This window comes from Kitasatospora sp. NPDC041917, from assembly GCF_055589745.1.
Genome location: NZ_JBVJBI010000009.1, coordinates 26,618 through 50,818, shown reverse-complemented (window position 1 = coordinate 50,818; position 24,201 = coordinate 26,618). Strand labels below are relative to the sequence as shown.

1 protein-coding gene is annotated in these 24,201 nt (G+C 73.2%); it reads right to left on the bottom strand.

Annotated elements, in window-relative coordinates; translation table 11 throughout:
- Positions 1–8: 8 nt before the first annotated feature.
- Positions 9–24,170, bottom strand: coding sequence for a scabin-related ADP-ribosyltransferase (locus tag ACZ6EM_RS13300; RefSeq protein ID WP_465772491.1), 24,162 nt, complete (start codon positions 24,168–24,170; stop codon positions 9–11).
- Positions 24,171–24,201 lie beyond the last annotated feature (31 nt).

Genomic DNA, 24,201 nt, shown 5'->3' with positions numbered 1-24,201 from the left:
GGTGGCTGTCAGTCGTCGGTCAGGCCGTAGTCGGGGTTCGGGGCGAACTGCTCCGCCGTTTCGTCCCCCATCGGCTCGAAGTCCTCGTCGGCGTCGTCGTCCGGCGGCTCCACCCTGCCGTAGACGATCCACTGGCTCTCCGGGGGCACGTCCGCCTCCCCGCCGTCCAGGGCCCCCTGCTGCAGGGGGTGGTCCGGGGGGATGATCCGGACCGGCCGCCAGCGCAGTCCGGCGCCGAGCAGGATCTCGTTCTCGGCCGGGCTGTGCGAGACCTCCCGGAGGAACGCCCCCGGTGTCCGGTCGGGCAGCATCAGGTACAGCCGGATGAGCCGTTGGCCGAAGGCCCCGTGCAGCCGGCTGCCCGCCGAGACCGAGACGTACGTGGGCTCGGTGACGACCTGCCCGACCTCCAGGACGCCCGGGTGCAGCCCGGGTCCGACGTACGGCGCTCCCCTGCTCACCACGAGGTCCCCCGTCACCGGGCTCTGCTCGATGGAACTGTCCAGGTTCCCGATGACCTCCCGCACCGGGCCCGGGGGCAGGGCGGTGTGGTCCCGGCCCGCCATGGTCAGCTGCCACCGGATCTGCTTGACCTCGTAGTACGAGAACTGCTCGGCGACCTCGCCGTCCCCGGTCTCGCTCGGGGCCGTGTAGAACTCCAGCGCCCCGCGTTCCTCGTCGCTCAGCCCGCGGACGAGCTCCGCCATGGGTTCGAGCCCCTGCCGGTCGTAGTAGGCGTCGCGGCCGAGCCTCTGCTGGTCGGTCCCGAAGAGCTCCAGCTGCGCGACGCGCTCCCGGAACGCCCGCGGCATCGCGTCGAACTCGGCCGTGCTCATGGTCCAGCCCCCGTCGCGCCAGAACAGGTCGGCGGCCCGGGTGCCGTCGATGCCCGCCAGGGCCCAGCCGGACGGGTCGGCCCAGACCTCCGGGTCGTGCTCCGGGAGCTGGTGGTGCCAGCCTCCCGGCGGCGCCGCGCTGTTGTCGGAGTCGGACCCCACCGAGGAGTCGTCGCCGTTCACGATGCTCAGCCCGCCCAGGCCGTTCAGGACGCTTTCGATGTCGTCGGCCGTGTGGTCGCCGACGTGCCCGCCCGGGTTCCCGTCCGCTTCCGCGGCGGGCTCCGTCAAGCCCATCGCCGCGGTCTGCTCCGGGGTCCGGTGGTCCGGCCGGTAGGCCTCGTTCGGGACGAACTCGACCGCTTCCGCGTACCGGCCGCTCGCGTGGTCCAGTTCGATGCCGCGCACCAGTTCGACGCCGACGATGTACCGGCCGTCGATGCCCCCGGGGAACGCGACCTCCTGTTCCTCCTCCGAGAGGCCCGGACGGTTCAGGGTCTCCCGGACGTCGATGCCTCCCGGTGCGTCGATCACGTAGCGGTGCCAGGTCCCCCAGTCGACGTGCTGGGCCGTGCGGGAGCGCGTCGTGCTCACCAGGGCCGACGCCTCGTTGCTCCCCACGTAGTCCTGGAGGTCGGGGTAGCGGTCCTCCTGCCTCGGCCGCATTCCGCCCTCGAAGACCTCGGGGTAGTCGACCATGTCGGAGCGGCTCCGCTCCCACCGGTAGAGGTGGCCGGAGTCGTACCGCCACATCAGGGGCACGGACTGGGCCTCCCGCAGCGCGTCCAGGTCGACGTACCGGCTCGTCGCGACCGGGTTCGGGGGTTCCTGCGCGGCGGCGTGCGGGACGTCGTCCCTCGGCACCAGCGGGACCTCGGGCGCGCCGAACTCGGTGTCCAGGTAGGCGTTCCGCTCGTCGAGGGCGACGTCCAGCGGGCGCAGGTCGGGCCCGTGGTGGTGGTCCTCCGGCGCGCGGTACCGCTCGACCAGCCGGCCCTCCCCGTCGTAGGTGTCCACCCGGCCGTCGGCGAGGTAGCGGGTCTCCCCGCCGCCCGGGAAGCGGTGGATCTCCGTCCCGTCCGGGTGGCGGTGGATCTGCGTCCCGTCGGCGAGGTAGTGGACCTCGCGGTCCGCCAGGTAGTGGACCTCCCGGTCCGGGAGGAAGTGGATCTCCCGGTCCGCGAAGCGCTGGATCTCCGTTCCGTCCGTGAGGTGGTGGACCTCGCGGTCCGCCAGGTAGTGGACCTCCCGGTCCGGGAGGAAGTGGACCTCCTCCCCGGTGGCGTAGCGGTGGATCTCCACACCGTTCTCGTGGCGGACCTCGGGGCCGGACCGCGAGGAGCCCTCGCCGTTCCCCGTGTTGTCCAGCGCGCGTCGTACCGGCGCCGACCGTTCGAGCCGGCCGGCCGCCGGGGCGTGCGACGGGGGCGTACCGTCCGGGGCGGCGCCGGCCGGGTCCGGGTGGAACGTCCGGAACAGCCCGGTCGACCCGTCCGGGCCCGGTTTGACGTACACGCTCGCGGTCGACGGACCGTCGGGGCCGGCCGGCCTGCCGCTGACGCCGGTACGGCCGGTCGGCGCGTGGACCGGCAGTCCGGTCTGCCGGGCGACGGCCTGGGCGTGCTCGGCGGACTCACAGCTGAGCAGCGTGATCGAGGCCGGGCCGCGGCTCGGGCCGCCGTCCGGGTCGCCGTCCGCGTCGGCGTTCACGTTCCGGTGCGCGTCGGCCGCCTTCAGCGCGAGGTCGGCGAGCCGGCGCTTGAGCAGGGCGCCGACCTCGGTGCCGGTGACCCCGTGGGCCTTGGTGCCGTCGGTCAGCGGGAGGTCGAATCCCTCCGAACGGCCGTGCGCGGCGAAGAAGTAGGTGTGCTTCCCGTCCCACGGCACCTGCTGCGGCACTCCGGTCGCGAAGCCGTCGGTGGAGCGCGGCACGAAGCTCGTGACCTCGCTCAGCCCGGGGTACAGCGTCGACCGCTTCGCCCAGTCGGCCTCGTCGAAGAGCGCCTGCCCGGTCTCCCGGCCGGTGGCGTCGGTGATGGTGTGGGTGAGCAGCAGCTCGTCGGGGACGGTCCGTCCGTCCGCCAGGCGCACACCGCCGGAGGCCGGCCCGGTCTCCTCGGTGAGGTCCGTGGCGGGCTCGTCGCCGGTGCGCCGGGGCGGCGGCACGGCGGCCGTGTTGTCCGTCTCGTCGGACGCCGACTCGCGGGCCCTGAGGCGGACGTACGTGACGCCGTCCTCCGTCCGCGTCAGCGTGCGCTCGGTGACCCGCATCCGGGCCCCGGGCAGGAAGAGGACCTCCTCCTCCTCCATGTGCGAGGAGAACGGCGCGATGTCGCGGCCGTTGAGGCCGGTCGCCTCCAGCTCCAGCAGGACCCGGTACTCGTCCTGGCCGTCGTACTTCTTCATGAAGCCCAACGAGGTGCTCTCGTTGGTGCTGAAGCTCGCGAACGTCCGGTGCAGGATGACGTCGCCGCCGTACTCGGGCCCGGCGGGCCGGCCGGTCGGCCGCATCGGGTCCTCCAGGGTGCCGTCGCCGCGGAACAGCGTCCCCCTCGCCGCGGGCAGCAGCCGCAGCGCGTCCGCCAGCAGATGGCTGTGCAGCTGCATCTCCCGCTGGATGCCCGCCAGTTGCTCGGCGGTCAGGGAGTCGGCGAGACTCCACGGTTCGGTCCTCGCCCGCATGCCCTCGTGCAGCTCGGGGATCCCGGTGATCGAGCCGGGCAGCGCGGTGCCCGGGTCCCGGTAGTGCTTGGCGATCAGCGCCGCGATCTTCCCGCGGAGCGCGGGGACGGCGTCGGGGCCCGGGTTCTTGAGCAGCACGTTGATCAGCGAGTAGGCCGGGCCGGTGTAGGTGTACAGCGCCACGAAGTGCGCGGGGCCCAGCAGGTCGGTCACGTCCGTCGCCCTCGCGACGCCGTTGCGGGCCATCCACTGCAGGTACGGGGGCGCGCCGAGTCCCTCGTCCGGGTTGGTCTCGGTCAGCGACTCCCAGCGCCGCCGCGTCTCCTCCAGGACCGTGCCGTTCACCTCCTTCGAGGTGAGGGCCCACTCCAGGTAGGTGCGCTCGTGCGGCAGTCCGGCCGTCAGCTCCGCCGGTGCCGGGTGCTCGAAGGCCGGCCTCACCGGCCCGTCCCAGCCCTCCACCGGCGGGCGCAGCTCCGCCGGCGGGACCCCGGGCACGTTCCGGTACAGCTCGGCACCGTCGGTGTACCGGTGGCCGGGGAAGGCGCCGGCGAGCCGCATGCCCGCCACCACCTCGTGCAGCGAGTGCTCCCCGCCCGTCAGCAGCCAGCCGTACAGCGCCCGGGCGAACAGGTCGTGGTCGCCCTGCCCGAGGAGCCGGTACGCCTGCATGGCCTCGGCCGCGACCCGGGAGGCCGCGCCGTCCGCCGTCCTGATCCCCAGCTCCCGCAGGTCCGCCTGCCGGACGGCGTCGGCCCGCAGGGCCCCGGAATCGTCGAGCCGGAACCGCTCGTCCCGGGCCAGCCGGTGGAACTCCCGCATCACCTCGTGCAGGCTCCCGCCGCTGACGAGGTGGTCGGTGCCCTCCGCCCCGGTGGCCTCGGCGATCCGGCGCAGCGCCGCACGGGCCCGGTCGACCACCCGGGGGTCGCCCGCCGTCCACGCTCCGAGCTCCCGGTCGAAGGCCTCCGTGTGGTGCCGGTACCGCGGTTCGTCGAAGACCGTGTGCCGTACGACCGCTGCCGTGGGCGGCGGCTGGGCACCGGGGAGGACGACGGGCGGGGAGCCGTCGCCGGGGTGGAGCTGCTGGTCGAGCGGCGTGTCGGTGTCGAGCGGCGTGTCGACGCCGAACTTCACCGCTCCGTCGATCCCGCCGTGGACGTCGCCCCGGTCGGCCTCCGGGTACGCCGCCCTGCCGTCGTCGTTCAGGTAGGCACCGAGGTCCACGGTCCCGTCCTGGGCGATGCGCTGCCAGTTGCCGCCGCGGACGATCACCGGACGGCCGTGCGCGTCCATCCCGACGCCGGACGTGACCACCAGGTGGCCCCGGCCGCCGCCCGCCGCGCCGGCCGCGGGAGCCGGCGGGACGAACCAGACCTGGCCGTCGGCGGCGTAGGCCACGGCCTTGGGCAGCCGGGCCCACACGTGCTCCATGACCTCGCGCACGTACTCGCGGTCCGGCCGGACGTTGAGGTCGCAGGCGACGAAGCGCACCGGCTTCTCGCCGTCCCAGCCGTCCTCCTCGTAGAGCTTGAGCAGCCCGCCCGCGACATCCGCCGGGGCGACCACGACATGGCCCATCACGGGCACGCCGTCGGCGGTGTGCATGGCCAGGGTGAGGTAGTCGTTCGCGTGCGGGAGGTTCGGGAAGACCGACTCGGTGAGCGTCCGCCAGTCGGCGTGCCGGTCGCCGACCCAGTACAGCGCCTGGGACTCCAGCACGGTCAGCTCGGGGGCGGGTTCGTACCCGGGGTCGCGCCAGCGCTGCTCGACCTCGGTGACGGCCACCGCGCGGCCGGGGCGCTTGAGCTTGTCGACCACGTCGACCAGGGTCCTCAGGTCACCCGCGTCGACCTCGCCGCCGCCGTCGCCCTTCAGCGTCCGGACGTAGTCGACCAGGTCCGCCCTGGTCACCTGCCGGTCGGCCGGCAGATGCAGGGCCTCGCGGACGAGGTCGGCGGTGCGGCGCAGCCTGGTGAGGTGCGCCAGGGTGATCCGCTCGGTGCCCTGCTGCAGTTCCTGGGCGAGCTTGGCGGTGCGCCAGGCGTTCATGCTCGCCTCGCGGCGGGCCGCCTCCCCCGCGACCAGGTCGGTGACCCGGCCGGCGAGCGGGCGCCCGTGGTCCGCTCCGATGTACTCGGCCAGTGGCCACAGGTCGTCGTGGGTGCGCAGCTCGGGGACGTTGGCGAGCCCGGCCAGGGCCTCGTGCAGCCGCTGGTCCGCGTCGCTCGCCTTCGGGAACGGCGAGGGCGTGGTCCGCTCGGTGGCCTCGATCTGCACGTACGGCTCCCGCAGAGAGGACTGGAGGAGTTGCCGCCCGCCGAGGTCGAAGGTGCTGCCCGGCCGGATCAGGACCTCGGCCTCGCCCTGCTTGTCCGAGAACGGCTGGATGTCGAAGGCGCTGCCGCCGCCGCGCACGGAGAAGTGCAGTAGGGCGCGGTAGGTGAGCGGGAGTTCCGTGCGGGTCTGCATGAACATCATCGCCGTCTGACGGTCCATGCTGGTGCTCACGAAGTCGGGGTTGCGGAAGGTCTCTCCCCCGTAGGAGGGCGACAGCCGCCTGCCGACCGGTCCCGGCAGGCCCAGGACCCGGTCGCCGCGCCAGAGCTCGCCGGAGTACGGGGGGAGCTTGGCGAGCGACTCGGAGATCAGTTCCGCGTGTGCGATCAGCTCCCGCTCGATCTGCGGGAGCCGCTCCTTCACGGCGCTCTTCAGGGCCTTCCAGTCGTCGGCGGTGCGGTTGCGGGGCAGCTTGGTGAGCAGTGGTGCGAGCACCTGGTCGTGCTTGAGGATCGACGGCAGGCGGGCCGGGTCCGGTGTGCGCAGCAGCCCCGTGATCTGGACCTCCAGGGCCCGCTGCCGGGTGAGCGGACCGAACCTCAGGGCCACGTTGATCAGCGCGTAGGCGGGGCCGGTGTAGACGGCCAGCGCGTCGAAGTGCGCGGGGGTCAGCCGGTCGAGCACCTCCCGCGCGCTCAGCGGGTTGCGGCCCAGCCACTCGGCCACGACCCGCGAGGCCCGGGTCGGGTCGTTCGCGGCCACCGTGAACCCGTCGCGGTTGCGCTGCGCGTTCTCCACCACGTCGTCCCGCCAGCCGCCGTCGGCGCGCGGCTTGTGGAGCAGGTCGTGGTAGGCCGCCTCGTGGGGCAGCATGCCGTTCTCGCCCAGCAGCGCGCGCACCTGCTGCTGCGGGATGCCCGGGATGTGCTGGTACAGCGTCGAGACGTCGTCCAGCGCGTTCGGCGGGAGCGGGGGCAGTTCGTCCAGCAGCTGCGCGCCCTTGAGGATCTCGTACAGCGAGTGGTCGCCCAGCGGCAGCATCCAGCCGGTGAGGGCCAGCAGCATGTCCTGCGGTGCGCTGTCCACGACCTTGAGCAGTCGGAAGGCGTTCAGCATCTTCGCCGTGGTGGCCGAGATGCCGGTGCTGAGCGGCATGCCCTTGTCGCGGTGGGCCTCGCCGTACCAGGCGGACTTCTCGTTGAGCATGTAGTGCGCCCGGCCGGGCTTCCACGTCAGCGCCTCCCCGTCGCCGACGCCCTGCTGGTACGCCAGTTCCCGGGGGCTCAGCGGCATGCCGCGGTCCTGGAGGCCCTGCGCCGTCAGGTCGTTCGGCGGCACCGGCTCACGGGCCTGGCGGGCCTTCAGGCTGGCCAGGTACTCGGCACCGGCCTTGAGCGGTTCCGCGCCCTGCTTGATGACGGTGCCGGTGCCGAAGTGGTCCTTGGCGAACATGGTGTTGAGGCCGGGCAGGATCTCCAGCACGGAGCGGGTCCCGCTCCGGAGGAAGTCCTGCTGGGCCGCCAGCTCGCGCAGGTCCAGCCCCATCGCCTCGGCCGTCGCCGTGGGGTCGGGGGACTCCAGCATCCGCTGGAGCACCTGCTTGAGGCCGAACGGGGAGTCCTTGACGTAGGCCGCGTTGTAGAACGCGGTCAGCAGTTCCCGGGTGTTGCCGGTCCGCATCATGGTGCGGAACTCCGCCAGGCCGAGCTGCTCGCCGACCTGGCCGGCGGAGCCCTCCTCCGGCTTCCTGTCGGTGTTGAGGAAGACCTGGTAGAGCTCCCCCTCCGGGGTCTCGGGGTGGGCGGCCCGCAGGGCGTCGTAGAGCCGCTGAACGGCGTTGCGGGCCGCGGCCTGCGCCTGGGGGTGCGCGAAGGCGTAGGCACCCAGCCGCGCCTCGAACTCCTCGGCGCGCCGCCGGTGTTCCGGGGTCGCGTGGAGCGCCTGCTTGGGGACGCCCAGGGGCTGGAGGTCCCGCTGGTCGACGACCGGGTGCTGCGCCGTGGCCTCGGCGAGCGGCTGCGGGTCGTGCAGCTGCGGGCCGTGGACCTCGACGACCTCCACGACCGGCCCGTGGGCCGGCGGCGGGGCGTGCTCCGGCGGCGGGGCGTGGACGCCCGCCCCGTTGTCGACGGTCGGGGTGTGCGCCCCGGCGCCCTCCACCGGCAGCCTCAGATGGAGCCACTGCCCGCCCGCCTCCAGCCGGGGCCGGCCCGAGGCGTCCCAGCCGACCCGCGAGCCGACCACCAGGTGGGTGCGGCCCTGGTCCTGGACCACCCAGAGCTTGCCGTTCCCGACGTACGCCTGCAGCTCCACCCCGGGAAGCCGCTCGCGCAGGGACCGCAGCACCTGGGTGACGTACTCCTGGGCGTCGCAGGCGACGAACCGCAGCGGGCGGCCGTCCCACTCACCGGTGGCGTGGAGCTCCGCCAGCGACTGGGCCAGGTCGTCCGGGTGCAGGGGCCAGCCGTTCCAGCCCGGCGCTCCGTTCTCCGTGACGGCGTGGTAGGCGATGGTGAAGTAGCGCGGGTCCTCCTCGATCGACCGTACGCTCCGCTCCAGGTTCTCGTGCGTGGCCTGGTCGGCGAGCGGGTCCCGCAGGACGCGGACGCCGCCCTCGTGGTGCGGGGTCAGGGAGCGTGCCACCTGGATCCCGACCGGGCGCCGCGACAGCGCCTCGCCGTCCGGGTGGTCGGGCGTGAACTGCGTCCAGTGGTCCGCGGGCGACACCCCGGCCGTGGTGTCGGCGTGCGGGATCTCCAGCTCGACCGGCATCAGCCCGGACAGCGACCGCTCGTTGCCGGGGTCCTGACCGGCCGGGTCGCCGCCCTTGTGGAGGGTCACTTCGAGCTGGACGTAGCCCGTGTAACGGGCCATCGGGGTGTTCGCCTTGGCGTTGGCCACGTTCCGGCCGCCGGCGTCGGTGACGGTGCCCAGCCGCTGCCGGTAGGCGCCGCCGACCAGCAGCGAGCCGGTGCCCTCGACCAGGGCGCCGAGGTCGCCCTGGACGCCGACCTGGCCCCGGAGGTTCCACTGCCGGCCGGTCAGCTGCGTGCTCCGGTTGCCGCCGCCCGACTCGTTCGCCGGGCTCAGCGCGGCCCTGGCGCTGTCCCCGTGGTACTCCAACTGGACGAGGGAGGCTTTGACCGCCACCTGGACGTCGTCGACGAACCAGCGCCGGCTCACGGACGGGGTGCCGAGCGCCCGCTGCGGGCCGACCGCCCCGCCGGTGCCCTGGTGGGCTCCGACCGCAGGGGTCAGCAGGGCGGAGAGCTGGGCATGGCTCAGCCCGGCGGAGACCACGGGCTCCAGCCGCTTCCAGGGTCCCTCGCCGAAGAAGCGCGGGCCCTCGGTCCGCAGGAGGCCCCGCAGGCCCGCGGTGTCGCCGACCCATCGCAGCACGTCGCCCGGGCGCAGGCCGGAGGTGAAGATCTCGGCGGGCGGCACCCGCAGCTCCTGCGGCAGGACGGGCCCGCGGCGCCGTCCCGGCACGGTGGCGGCGGGAGTGGAGCGGTTGGGCTCGGTCAGCACGTCGGCGTGGACGACGGTCTCCGCGACCGTACGGCGCAGCCGCCACTGCGGGACGACGGCGTTGCCGGCCTCGGCCAGGCGGTGGACGACCCCGGGCATCCCGGACCGAGGGGGGCCGGTGACGGGGACCACCGGCCGGGTCTCCAGGGACAGCGGTACGGCGGGACGCCGCTCCATCACCACGGAGAGCCGGATCACGGCCCGGTGCGCCTCGGCCGCGAGCTTGGTCTTGACGGCCGTTCCGGTCACCACGACGTCCCGGCGGTGGTCCAGCGCGTCCTGCCGCCGGGTGTGGGCGACGCCGCCGCCGACCACGGCGGACACGCCGGTGCCCACGGTCCCCAGCACGGTGAGCCCGAGCGAGTCGGCTTGCCCGCTGCCCGAGTTGGTGCCGGCCTCGGAGCTGGTGAAGGCGGTCTGGGTGCTGGAGCCGATGTTGAACTCGACCTGGGGCGCGTCGCCCGACTTGGTCACCCGGTCCACCGAGGCGGTGATCCGCACCGTGCTGCGGCCGTGCGTCAGGACGATCTCGTGGCCCGACGTCATGGGCTTCAGCAGCGGGTGCAGCTTGTCGAAGTCGAGGGCGTCGAGGAGCTTGGCCTTCATCCCCTCCCAGTCCCGGCCGAGCGCCGCCCGGCCCTTCGGCTGCAGCTCGGCGACCACCGTGGTGACCGCCTCGGGACCGGTGTGCACCGTTCCGTCCGCGCCCTCCAGGTGGACCCGGGTGACGATGTCGGAGGAGCCGAGCCGCTTGTCCGGGAGCTGCAGGGCCGGCGGATTGTGGCCCGCCGGGGGCAGCACCACGTCGCGGTGCGGCGCGGCCACCAGGACCGGCGCCGCCGCGGTCGTCCCCGCGAGCGACCGCTGGAACCGCTCCGGCATGAACCGGACGGTGAACACGGCGTCCCCGTCGAACAGTTCGGCCGTCTCCACGCTCTTGCCGCGGCTTCCGGTCCCGCCGGTGCGCTCGATGGTCAGGCCCCGAACGCTGTCCCTGGTGCGGGCGTAGTCGCCGGTGACGGTCACGTGCGGGACGGTGCCCTTGAGCGCGGCCCCGGCCCGCCAGCGGTTCAGCCGGTCCCAGCTGTAGCCGACCACGGTGCGCTGCTGGCTCCCGAGCTCGAACTCGAAGCCGTCCACCGTCCGCCGGTGCCGCAGGGCCAGCGGGGCGACGGTGACCTCCACCTTCCCCTTCCAGCTCCCGGTGTCCACCGCCACGCTGAGCCTGCCGCCCCGGCTGAGCCGGGACAGCGAGGCGGTCAGGCCGGCCCCGTCCAGCTGGGACGCCAGGCGGACGGACGCCTGGGCCGACACCGGGCCGACCGTGCCGAGGAGCCGCTGGACCTCGTCCAGCACGGACGGGCCGCGCCGGCCGACGCCGAGCACCACGTCGGAGTGGCCGAGCCTGTCCGGGACCCGCAGGTTCGCGGGCGCCTGCCCCGTGTGCTCCGGCCCGGGCAGCGGCACGTCGGGCCGCGGCGCCGCCCCGTCGAACGGGTTGCCGATGACCCGGCTGTTCCGTGCCTGGGGCCGGGTGTGCGCCTGCTCCATGCTCAGCGAGGCCTCCAGCACGACGTGTTCGCCGTGCGGCTTGCCGTTCAGCGTCAGCTGGAGCTCGAACCGGGCGTCGTACAGCACCTGCGCGCTGCGGTACTTGCCGCTCGCGTAGCTCTTGGCCGAGGTCCCGCCCCGCCAGCCGTCCCGGTCGCGCACCTCGCGGGTGACCGTGGCGGTGCCCTGGAGGGTGTCCGTGAACGGCTTGCCGCTCTCGTCCAGCACGTTCTCGCGGGTGTGCACCGGCCCCTTGCCGAAGCCCTGGGCCGAGACGTTCCAGGTGTCGGAGTCGAGGAGCCGCTTCGACTCGAAGGTCGTGCTCTCCCGGACCGGGTTGAGGTCCGCCGACGCCTGCTCCCGCCGGTACGTCAACGCGGCGACGTGCGCCGTGACGCCGAGGCCGAGCTTGCTCAGCGGGCCGAGCGCGACCGCGGGGCTGCGCAGCGGAACGTCCTGCGTCATGCCGACCAGGTGGGCGCCGACGGCCGACTGCGAGAACGCCCGCAGGACGTCCTCCCTGACCTCGCCCCAGGCCTTCGCCCCCAGCTGGGCGCGCCCGAGCTCGTCCAGCCGGGCGTGCAGCGGTGCGACGCTGCGCACGTCGCGGACGACCGTGGTCTCGGGCAGCCCGGTGTAGGCGGCCGAGCCGTGCCAGATCCCGGACGGCGGGTGCGGGACCAGGGCGCCGGGCGGCAGCGGCGCGTGGTCCGGGTGCGGGGCGGGCTCCACCTGGCCCGGGGTGACCGGGCTGGTCTCCGACCGGTCGACGACCACCCGGAAGCCGAGCCCGGCGTCGACCGAGCGAGCCTGGACGCGCTGCACCCTGCCGAAGGCCCCGAACTCGACCTCGATCCGCGCCTCGCCCTCGAACACCACCCCGGCCGTCTTCACCTTGGTGCCCAGCGACAGTTCGTCGCCGCCGCCGTTCAGCACGACCTTCTCCCGGCCGGTCCTGACGCCGGCGCCGAGGCCTGCGCCGCCGCTCTTGGCCGATCCGGTCGCGCTGCCCACCAGCGGGAACTGCCACCCCGACTCGGTGGTGTCCTGCTCCGTGTGCGAGCGGGACGTCCCGGTGGCGATGTTGAACTCGGTGGGCGGCAGCTCCGCCGTCGGTTCGATCGTGTGGATCCGGGCGTTCTTCAGGGTGATGACGGCCTTGGGGCCGAGGAGGCCGTCCACCTCGATCGTCCTGGTCTCGCCCGACATCAGCGCCTTGAGGTCCTGGTGCAGCGTGCCCAGGTCGACCTGCTCCAGGAGCCTGGCCCTCAGCGCGGGCCAGGTGCTGCCGAAGTGCTCCCTCGCCTGCGCCTCGAAGCCCGCGACGAACTCGGCCATGCCCTTGGCGGCGGTCCTGGGCGCGTTCAGCTCGACGAGCGGGATGCCCTCGGCCTCCTCGGTCGCCCCCGGCCCGCGCCGCAGCGCCCACACGTCCGTCACGATGTGCGAGCCGGACAGCCTGCCCCCGCCCGGCCCGGCCCCGGGCGGGGGCAGCAGCGGAAGGACGGCCGGCTGCGGAGCGCCGGTCTCCCGGAGCGGAACCGCGACCTGGGCCTGCACGTCGACCGGGGGGACCGGCTCCGAGGACACCTCCCTGAACACGCCGACCGTGCGCCGGCCGAGGTCGAGGAACTCCGCCTTCAGGTGGAAGACGGTGTCGAACAGGGCGGCGGTCTCCGACGTCTTGCCACGGGCCACCATCCGGCTCGCCTGGGCGTCGGCCGTCCCGTGCTGCCAGCCGTGCTGGTAGCCGACGGTCTCGGTCAGGTCGGCCGGCTTGCCGAACTTGAACTTCGCCTGCGCGCCGACGTTCAGCTGGAGCAGGCGGTCGCCGGTCACACCGACCGAGGTCTGCCGCTCCGAGCCGTACTCGAACTCGAAGTCGTCGGCCGCCCTGACGAAGGTGCTGCGGCCCAGGTCGGCCCCGACCCGGACGGTGCCGGTCCAGGTGCCCACCGAGAAGGGCACGTCCCAGACCTCGCCCCGGGACAGTGCCGTGAGCTTGGCTTGGAGGGTCTCCGCGCCGAACAGGGTCTCGGCGAGCGTCCTGGCCGCCGCGTCCTCTCCGTGCAGCACCTGGGCGAACCGGCTCGTGAAGTGCTCCAGGAGCTGGGTGCGGGTGCTGCCGAGCCCGATCAGCACGTCCGAGGCCGCCAGGCCGTGCTCGTCGATCCGGGGCGGACGGGCGGGCAGGACCGGGCCGAGGACGGTGTGCTGCGTCCCGTTCGCCTCGGTGACGACGTCGCCCGGCTGCAGGACGGGGCCGTCGTCCTCGTGCTGTCCTTCGGTCCGCGTCGTGGAGTCGATGAACTCCCGGAAGCCGTCGAGCACTTCATCCTCGCTCGGCCGAACGACCGACCGGCTCTCCCCCTCCACCAAGTCCATGAACGCCCGGAGCCTGCCGAACACCTCCTCCTCGCCCGGCCGCACGACCGACCGGCTCTCCCCCTCCACCGAGTCCATGAACGCCCGGAGCCTGCCGAGCACTTCATCCTCGCTCGGCCGCACGACCGACCGGCTCTCCCGCTCGGTCGACTCCATGAACTCCCGGAAGCCGGTGAACAACTGCTCCTCGGCCTCGGCCCGGCTCACCTGGTTCGCCGGCTCCGGGTGGTCCGCCCGCGGGTCGGCCCCGAAGAGGTGCTCCAGCAGCGGCACCAGCTCGGGCACGTTCTCCCGCACCCACTCGGCGCCGTTGTTGCGCGCCAGCCCCGTCAACGGGTCGCTGCCGTGGTTGTGGCCGAAGTACGCCGTCACCAGCTGCGCGAAGAACTCGTGCTCGTTGCGCGCCGAGTAGTTCCCGACCCGGTTGCCGCCCCCGTCCGTGAGCCCGCCGTCCGGCCACGCCGAGACGGACTCCTCGCCGAACAGCTCCGCCAGCGCGTCGGAGACGCTCCGGTCCGCGAACGCCTGCCCCACGAGCTCCCGCTGCGCCTCGGTCAGGCCGAACTCGTGGATCGCGTGAGCCAGTTCGTGCGCCGACGTGGAGTACCCCTCCGCGTACGTCCGGTGCGGTCCCACCGGCGTCCGGGTGCCCAGCAGGTTCTCCTCCGTGATCAGCACCAGCCCGTGACCGCTCGACCCCCGGACCAGCGACCAGTCACGCCCGTCCCCCGTGCCGTGCCCGGACGCCGCGAAGCCCGGGACCTCCGTCATCGGGACGTCGCGCGGCACCACCACGACGCGCACCCCCGAGGCCAGCAGCCGATCCGCGACCTCCTTGTTCGCCAGCATCCGCACGACCAGGTCCTCGGCCGTCCGCCGCGCCGCCACCGGCTGGTGCGCCCTCGGATCGACCTCGACCAGCAGCCTGGCGGCCGCCTGCACGAAGTCCTCCGGTCCCAACTCCTCGCGCAGGCCCGTCAGGTACGCCTCGTCCGCCACGAGTTCCCGCCGGTCCTCCGACGACAGGTGGTCCAGCGCCTGCACCCACTCGTGCAGCGGCCCGGGCACCGGCATCTCCCCGCCACCCAGCCCCACCGGCGGCCGGCCCACCACGGCCTGTCCGTCCTGCCCGGTCGAAGCGGGCGCCGGGAACGTCGGCGACGGCGGCTGCTGCGGCCCCGTGCCCGTCGGCGACGGCGGCTGCGACACCGGGGCCGGCGGCGGCGGAGTGGGGGCCGGTACGGTGAGCCGCAGCTCCGACGGGAGTTCCGTGGCGACCTGGTCGACGGGAACCCCCGAGTAACCGGCCGGCACCTCGAGGACCGCGGGCACCATCTGCACGCTGCTGCCGCTCTGCCCCGCATCGGGCTTGACCATCATCCACGTACCGCCCGTGGCGACCACCGGGAAGCCGTGGGAGTCGTAGCCGGTCGAGGACGAGGCGACGAAGGTCCGACCGCCCCCGGACGGCACGGGATCGCCGATGTGGCGACCGGGGAACGGCACGAACCAGAGGTCCTCCTTGGGTGCCCGGAGGGTGACCTGCACGCCCCTCATGGAGAGGTACACGTGGAGTGTGGCCAGGTACACGCCGCCCTGCGTCGCACCGAGGCGGGGGACGGCGAGCTCGATGTCCCCCGTCCCGCTCCAGTACCCGTGCTTCTTGAGGTCCGCGATCAGACGGGCCATCTCCCAGGAGGTGACCTGGTGCCCGTCGACCGTCGGGAGCCCGTCCGCGTCGACACGGCCCACGATCTCGAACGACATGGACGAGCTCTCGACGTACCCGAACTCCGGCAGCACCGTGCCGTCCAGCACCCAGCCGTGGAACCCTCCCGAGGTGTCCGTGAGTGGCCGGCCCTGCTGGACCCAGGCGTCGCCCGGCAGTCGGTGCACGACCGGACCGGACACCGGCGGCAAGGTCGGCGGCAGCTGGGCGGCCTGTCCCGTCTGCTGCCCCGCGGCGGCGTTCCCGTCCCCCGTCGGCGATCCGGGCGCGGTGCTCCCGTCGCCCCCCACCAGGTCGTCCAGCTCGATGATCTTTCCCTCGGACTCCTGCCCCGGCTCGTGCACCGGTTGGTCGTCGGCCGGGTCCGGATCGGGGTGCGTCTCCCAGGAGGTGACCTCGGTGCTGAGCCCGACGGTGTGCGGTGCCGGGCCCACGAGCGGCATTCCCTCGCCGTTGCTCACCCTGAACTCGGTCTTCTCGTCCGCGAAGTACGGCCCGAGCTTCTCCGGCCGGCTCCCGTGCTCCAGCCAGACCCAGTTCCCGGGGCCGACGTGCACCTGCTCTCCGACGAGGGACAGGCCGACCTTCTCGGCGACGAGGAGGTGCGTGGTGCCGAGCGGCGAGGCGGCGATCCAGACCTTCCCCGCCGCCGCGAGTGCGTGGATCCTCCGGTCCATCCGCCACAGGTGGTTCAGCATCTGGTCGGCGTACGACCGGTGGGCGTCCGACGCCAGGTCGGTGGCCAGCAGGCGCAGCGGCCTGCGGACGTCCCAGCTGCCGTCCTCCACCAGCTTGAACAGGGCGTGCGCGGCCTCGGCCGGGGTGAGGGCGGTGCCGTGCAGTGCGGGGCGCCCGCCGACGGTGTCCAGCACCACGGTGAGGAAGTCGTCCCGGAACTGCAGCGTCGTCAGGAGCGGCACCAGGGCGTCGTGGTCCGCGGGCCGGTCCCCCAGCAGGTACAGGCCCGGTTCACCCGGGACCACCGGCTCGGTGTCGGCCCGCCCGACGGCCTCCCAGGCCGTCCGCAGGTCGGCCAGGGCCGAGGTGTGGTCGGTGTACTCCACGTCCTGTGCGACCGCCAGCAGCCGGCGCAGGTCGTGATCGCCCGTTCCGGTCCCGCCGGTCACCTGTCCGGTGAACCGCTGCAGGTCGTCCTGGGTGATCCGGTGGTCCGGAGACAGACCGAGTTCGGTGCGGGCCAGGGTGGCGACCAGGGACACGCCCGTGAGCTCGGCGAGGCCGTGCCCGACGGCCTCGTGCAGGGTGGCGGTGATCCGCGCGGCGTCCCACAGGTGCTCGGTCGCCCGGCGGACCAGGACCTCGTCCGGGGCGGCCGCCTGGGCCCGGCGCGCGTCCGGCAGCCCGACGTGGGCGCCCGCGGCCTTGGCCAGCTGCCAGAGGTCCCGGTGGAACCGCACCTCGGTCGCGTTGGCCAAGCGGGCCAGTTGGGACCTGAGCTTCTCGTGGAGCTGCCGGGGCCACTGCGGCGAACCGTCCTGCCACTCGAACGGCCGCGCGGATCCGTTCTCCACGTAGTCGATCCGCTCGTACGGCCCGGTGCTCGTGCTGCCGGTGCCGCTGCCCGTGACCGTGAGGACGGTATCGGGCTTCACCAGGATCTCCCGCTCCCCGTCCCGGTAGCGGGAGAAGGGCGTGATGTCGACACCGTTCTCGCCCGCCAGGCGGATCCGGGCCAGGACCCGGTGGGCCAGCCGGTACTGGGCGAGCTTCTCGTCGGGCGCCAGGAATTCCTGGGCCGTCTCCTCCAGCCGGCTGGTGCTGAGCAGCCCCGCGCTGCTCTGCTTGTTGCCGGGCTTGGCCGCCGTGAACACGCTCTCCGGGCCGTCCAGGCGGCCCAGCCCCCACTCTCCCCGGTAGACGACCCCGGTCACGGCCGGCAGCCGGTCCAACGCCTCGATGATCATCTCGGCGTGGATCCGCAGCTCCTTCTCGATCTCGGGCAGCAGTTCCCGAGCCATCCGGGAGAGTTCCGCGGTGTGCTCGGGCGTCCGGTACTTCGGTCCGGGACTGGCGATGAGCCCGCCGAGCTCCGGGTGGTCCAGGAGCATCGACGGCACCGCCTCGACCTTCCCGGTCAGCAGCGTGTCGATCTGCTTGGTCAGCGCGGTGTGCAGCAACGGTCCGTCGAACTTCAACAGCACGTTGATCAGCGGGTAGGCCTTGCCGGTGTAGATGTTGAGCGCCTCGACGTGGGCCACGCTCAGCCGCGCGCCGAGCTCCTCCCGCGTCAGCCCGTTGTCCATCAGCCACTCCCGCTCGAACGGGTACGGCACCTGCCCCGGCTCGACCATCCGCTGCCACACCCGGCGAACGGATTCCAGGCCCTCCTCCTCGAAGCCGCCGTTGCGGCGGGAGCGGCTCGCCAGGGCGTGGTACACCGACTCGTGCGGGAGCATCCCGAGCTCCCGGCGCAGGGTGCTCTCGGGCAGGCCCGGAACGTGCCGGTACATCGCGGCGGCCTCGGTCAACAGGTGCGACGGTACCGGCGGGAGCTCCCCGGCGAGTTCGGCGCCCTTGAGGATCTCGTAGAGCGAGTGGTCGCCCAGCGGCAGCATCCAGCCGACCAGCGCGAGCAGCATGTCCTCCGCCGGAACGTCCGGGACCTTGAGCGCGCGGAACGCGCCGAGCATCTTCGCCGCGGTCGCCGAGACGCCGGTGCTGAGTTGCATTCCCTTGGTGTTCCGGGTCTCGCCGTACCACGTGGAGGCCGTGTTGACGTCGTGCTTGAAGTTGCCGGGCTCCCACTGGAGGGTCCGGGAGGCCTCGGCGCCCTGGAACGTCGTCTCCCGGGGGCTCAGCGGCATCCGGATCTCGATGAGCTTGCGGTCCAGCTCGGGCGGATTCGTCTCGGTCCGCGGCGTGCGGGCGTCGGAGCTGGCCCGGTACTCCCGCTGGAGTGCCATCGGGGCCCGGTGCGCGACCGCACCGGTGGCGAAGTAGTCCTTGTCGAAGTAGCTGGTCCCGCCGGTCAGCGCGTGCGAGACCTTCCGGGTGGTGCTGTTGAGGTAGTCCAGCTGCTGCGGCACCCGGGTGGTGTCCAGTCCCAGCTCGCGCAGCCGGGCGGCCGGACTCCCGTGCTCGGTCAGGCCGTTCAGCACCTGCTTGAGACCGTACGAGCCGGGCGCCTGCGTGCTGTCGTGGGCGTAGGCAGCGTTGAAGAAGGCCGTCATCAGCTCGCGGAGGTTGCCGTTCGCCAGCAGCTCGTGGAACTCGTCCCGGGTGAGGTGCTCACCGACCTGCCCGGCCGAGGTCGGGTCCTTGCTCAGGAAGACCCGGTAGACCTGCTCGCCGGTCGGGTCGCCGTGCGCCGCCTTCAGTACCTCGTACAGCCGGTACGCACTTCCCCGGGCTGCTTGCAGCGCCCGTTCGTCCCGGTAGGCGAGCAGGCCGACGGACCTCTCGAAGTTCTGCGCGACGGTCTCGTACTCCGGCGCGTTGTACAGGTGCTTGCGGCCTGCGCCGAACTCGTGCGCCTGCGGGTCCGGCGTGACGATCCGGTGCTCGGGCGTGGCGGTCAGCGGTGCGGACCCGCCGTCCTGGTGGGACGGCAGCTCGGTGGCCACCACCTGGACGTGCTCGGCCGGGGCGTGCTCCGCCGGGGTGTGCTCGGCCGGGGCGGTGAGCCGGACCCAGTGGCCGCCCGGCTCGACGCGCGGGAGTCCGGCACTGTCGAAGCCGACGTCGCGGGTGACGACCAGCCGGCGCGAACCGTCGCCCGCGACGCGGTCGGGCACCAGCCACAGGGTGCCGCCCGGGGCGTCCACCTCGACCTTCAGCGCCGGTCGCTGCTCGCGCAGCGCGGCGACGAAACGGCCCGCGTACGAGTCCGCGCCGCCGCGGCCGGCGTCGCAGCCGGCCAGGCGCAGCGGCCGGCCGTCCCACACGCCCCGGTCGTACAGGTCGAGCGCGGTCCTGGCCAACTCGCGGGGCGGGACGGGCTTTCCGTCGACATGCGGCGCGCCGTCCGGTCCCTTGCCGTGGAAGACCAGGGTGAAGTGGGACGGGTCGGAGGGGAAGTGGGCGAGCGCCTCGTCGGTGGCGCGCGGGTCGGAGCCGCGGTCGGCCAGCCAGTGCACGCCGGGGCGGATCTCGGTCGTGACCGGCGGGCGCTCGTGGCGGGCGCCCGGGGCGCCCAGCGCCGAGGCGACGACCGCCGTCAGGTCGTCCCCACCGGGCAGGTCGGCGGTGTCCCGGGCCCGGACGGCACCTCCGCCGTCGGCCCCTCGGTCGGCGGCCCCCCGGTCGTCGGCGCCGCCGTGGTCGCCGCCCGTGGTCCGGATCAGGGCCCCCGCGGCTCCCCCGTCCGGGGAGCGGTCGCCGCCCTCCTCGGGATGTGCTTCCGTCCGGCGGCCGAAGGCGTCCTCGTGTGCGCGCTGATGGGCCTTCCAGCCGGCCGCGTCGAAGTGGGCGAGCGTCCACAGTTCGCGGTAGTGGGCGATGAAGTCGTCGCCGTACTCGCGCTTGAGGTGGTCGGTCAGGGCCTCGTTGAGGTCGTGGCGCGCCGCGAGCCCGTCGAAGCCCTTGGCGGCCTCGCGCAGGGCGGGGGCGGCCTCCTTCTCGAAGGCGGCGTGCTCGGCCAGTTCCCCGGTGAGCTCGCGGCGGCTCTCCTCCCAGTGCTCCTGGCGGCCGGCGAGGTCCTCGTGGGAACGGAAGGACTCGTCGAAGGCGCGGGCGATCCGGTCGCCGTGGCCCTCCGCCAGGCGCTCGGCGGCGTGCGTGGACAGGCCGTGCTCGCGGGCAACGGCCTGGGCCTCCGCGGTGGCCTGCCGGCGGACGGCGAGGCGGGCGGCCTGGTGGGTGAGCCGGTCGTGCAGGGCGGCGGGGTCGGTGAGCCGGTCGAGGGCGCCGCGGAGCGCGGCCGGCTCGCCGACGCGTTCGGCGGCGGCCCGGTCCGCTTCCTCGGCGAGTTCGCGGAGCACCGTGTCCCTGGCCCGCAGCACGTCGGACTCGCCGGCGCCGAACTTCTCGGCGAACTCCTTGCGCGCGGCGTCCTCGGCCCAGGATTCGGCCGCCTTCTCCGTCTCCGCGACGGCCCGGCGGATCGCCGCCTCGCGGACCGCCTGGACGGCGAACTCGTGCGGCAGCGCCCGGTCGTGCCCGGCCAGGGAGCGGGTGAACAGCTCCACGGCCTCGTCGCGGTCCCGGCGCTTGCCGGTCGCCGCGTCGAGCGGGCCGGCCGCCTTCTCGAAGTCGGCGGCGAGGCGGTCGCGCAGCCGGTCCCGGACCGCCTGCATGCTGCTCGACGACAGGTCGGGGCGTTCCGTCACCCCGGCGGCGTCGAGCAGTTCCCGGTCGGCCGGGGAGAGCCGCTCGTACCAGTCGTGGGCGGCCCGCTCGACCCGGTCCTTGGCGAGGGCCAGGGCGTTCGCCCGGTCGGTGTGCAGGGCGAGTTCGTCGCGCGCGTGCTCGGTGAGCCGCTGGAGGGCGTCCCCGGCCCGGGTGTTGGCCTCGGTGGTGAGGCTGTCCGCGTCGGCGTAGATCCGGGCGACCTCCGCCTCCGCCCGCGCCTTGAAGTCCTGCCGGACGAGGTCCACGACGGGAGCGGGGGTGCGGTCGGGGGTGTGGGCGACGCCGGTGTCGCCGTCGGTGATCCGCGGGGCGTTCCAGGCGGCCGCCGCCCGGTCGAAGTGCTGCACCGCCACCCGGACGGCCGCCTCGCGGACGGAGGCGACCCGCACCAGGCCGTCGAGGTCGCCGAGGATCCGCTCGCGCTCCCCCGGCCGGGCGGCCAGCTCCTCGTACATCATCGCCCGGGCGCGCTCGTGGACCGCTCCGCGCAGGTTCGCCGGCGCATCCTCCGGGAACCGGCCGGGGGCGTCGAGGGCCTCGTTCAACAGCCGCTCGGCCTCGTCCTCGCGCCGGTGGCCGCTGCCGTCCGGGTCGGCCCGCAGCTCCTCGGCCGCATCGGTGAGCTTGGCCTCGTACTGGTCCTGGAGGTCCCGCTGGGTCCGGCGCCACTGCTCCGCCCGCTCGCCGTCCGCCTCGGCGCGGATGTGCTCGGGGGCGTCGGTGTAGTGGTAGGAGTCCGGTTCGGTGCCGAAGCGCACGGCGGTGTCCATGGGGCGCAGGTCGCCCTCGGACTGGTGCTGGTACTCCGTCGACTTCGTCGACGCGGTCGTGGTCACGATCGGCTGGTCGCCGTCGGGCGACTTGGAGTACGTGTGCCATTCGCCGCCGCCGACGACCGCCGGGCGGCCCAGCGAGTCGAAGCCGACCTTGTCCGCGACGATCACGTGGCCGGTGCCCGAGGCCGTCTTCATGGTCGTACCGTCGAACCCTGGCGCCACCCAGACCGGCCCGTTCGCCGCGACGGCCTTCAGGTCGGCGAGCTTCGGGTGCGACCAGACCTCGGCCATCACCTGCCTGATGTAGTTCGGGTGCGCGCTGTCGAGGTTGCAGGAGACGAACTCGATCGTGCGGCGACCGCCCGACAGGTGTCCGAGGCTGTCCAGGCCCACGATCACGGCGGCCAGGTCCTTGGCCGATACGGGCACGCCGCTCTCGTCGGTGTGGATCGCGACGGTGTAGCGGTCGTTCCGGACGGGCAGCAGCGACAGCACGTCCGGCAGGTCGGCGCCCGGCTTGCCCGCGACCCACCCGGGCTGCCGCCCCTCGCCCTCGGGCAGGAAGTTGCCGCGGTCCCACGGGACGTCGCCGTCGCCGCCCGTGCGGAGGTAGTCCAGACGCTCGTGGACGACCGGCTCGGGCTTCGGCTGTGCGTCGGGCTTCGGTTGCAGGTCGGGCTGCGGCTCCGGCCGGGGCCTCGACGGCCCGTCGGACCCGTCGGACCCGTCGGACCTGTCGGACCCCTTGGTCTCCTTGGTCTCCTTGGTCTCGTTCGGGTCCTTGGGGTCCTGGGGGTCCTTGGGGTCCTTGGGGTCGTGCGAGTCCTTCGGCTTCGGGTCGAGGTCCTGCCGCTCGCGGGTGCCCTGGTTCCCGCCGTCGTCGTGCTGCCGGGGCGGTGCGGCCGGCTGCTCCGCCGTCATCGGCGCCTCGGCCGACGACTCCGTCCTGGACCGCGTCACAGGCGGGGCGGACCCCTCCGAGGTCTGCTCCGCCGTCCTCTGCTCCGCCCTCCTCTGCTCCGCTTCGTGCCTCGGTGCCTGCTCCGGCGTCTCCTTCGGGCCCCCCGTCGTGTTGGCCGGCTTCGGCGCCTCCGGCCTCTCGTTGTTCGAGGAGGACTTGGGCGCCTCGGACGACGTCCTCGTCGAGCCGTCGCCGCCGGTCGTCCTCGGACTGCCCGCCGGGGGCTTCGCCGACTTGTCCCCGGCCGGGGCCGCGGAGCCGTCGGAGTCCGTCCTCAGGTTCTCCGGCCGCGAGGCGTCCAGCGGGCCGGTCCCGGGCAGCTTGCCGCCGATGCCCTCGGGGCCGCCCACCGCCCCCGCCCCCTCCGGGCGGGAGACCCACAGGGAGGTCGGGTGGCCCATCAGGTTGGACACCACGGCCAGCGGGAAGCGCGCGTAGTTGGGGAGGTTGATGTCCTCCATCCGCAGTCGCAGCGGGCCGCCGGCGATGTGCCCGAGGTGGCCGAGCGCGCCCATGGCGACGCCGCCGTAGAAGCTCTCGACGCTGACGGTGAACTTGTGGTTCTCGCCGAAGGCCAGGTTGTACGCGCCCTCGGTGACGATGTTCTGGACGCCGCCCTTGAGGTAGTTGCCGACGCCCTCGCCGAACCGGTACAGGAACTGCCCGGCGGTCTGCGGGTGCAGGCCGTCCATCAGGCTCACCGCGCGCCCCGCGAGGTCCTGGGTGGCCTGGATGGTGTCCCGCAGGTGCTGCTGCTCCGCCTGGAGGAACTTCAGGTCCCTCATCCCGCTGTCCAGCGCGCCGCCGCCGAGCTGCTTCAGCTCGTTCTGCATGTGGCCGATCTGCTTGGTGATGCCCTGCAGTTCGGCCCTGAGCGTGCCCGACTCCATCCTTCCGCTGGCCGCGATCAGTGTCGACACCAGCTTGTTGACGGTTCCGAGGTCGATGGCGTAGCGGGCGCCCTCGCTGACGAGCCGCGAGGCGATCAACCGGCCCGCGGCGTTGGAGAGTTCCTTGTCGATGCCGAGCTCGGCGAGCTGCCGCTCGAAGGTCTCCCCCATCTTCTGGGTGAGCTTCTCGACCTTGCTGAGGTGCTCGGCGACGTTCTCGATCCCCTTCTCGCCGGCCTCCTTGCCGAACTTCTCCCCGACCTTGTCCGCGAGCTCCTTGAGGGCGTTGTCCTGGACCTTCTTCTCGGTGTTCTTCGCGACCTCCTTGGCGGTGTTCTTCGCGGCTTCCTTGGCGGTCTTCTTCGCGAGGTCCTTGGCGACGTTCTTCTCGGCCTGCTCGATGGCGGTCTTGAGCGTGAGGCTGCCCTCCTTCCGCATCAGGTTGAGGGCCTCCTTCAACGTGCCGGTCGGGAGGTTCTTCAGCAGGCCCTTGAACTCGGAGCCGGCCAGCGCCTTGAGGTCGGCCTGCAGCCCCTTGCTGACGCCGCGCCCGAAGATCCGCCCGAAGGCCTTGCCGAGACCGAAGGTGAACAGCTCCAGCGGACCGGTGAGCAGGCCGTTGATCGCGCCCATCTCGATCGACTGGATGAAGGATTCCTTCTCCCACTTGTCCTTGTGGCCCTGGCCGATCTGGATGCCCTGGATGATCCCGTCCATCAGCATGGCGGTGGTGATGGAGAGGAACTCGTGCAGCAGGAGCTGCTTGAACAGCCAGATGAAGACCTGCTTGATCACCGCGCCCGCGGTCTCGTAGGCGACGAAGATCCCCGCGAGCGAGCCGCCGAAGGTGATCGGCGACATGGCGATCGCCCAGGCGATCTGGGCCACCAGCTGGATGAGCTGGGCGATGATCATCCACTTGGCGTACTCGACCTGGTTGGCCACCTTGTGGGCGAAGTCGCCGAGCTGCTTGGCCATCTGGCCCGCCGCCGAGACGTAGTCCGTGCCGCCGGTCTCGCCGATCAACTGGCGCATCTGCTCCAAGAAGGCGTCGGCCGCCTGGCCCTCGAAGCTCTCGGCGCAGAGCTTGACCAGCTCGACCAGGTAGCCGCGGAGCTCGGGGACCTTCTCGTGGATGGCCAGGTAGTCGTCGCCCGCCATGCGCAGGTGGTCCTCGTTCGCCTCCGGCCACTTCATGCCGGTCACGATGCTGAAGAACTTCGCCAGGCCCGGCGGCAGCATGATCGACACGGTGGTGCACTCCTGGCAGTGG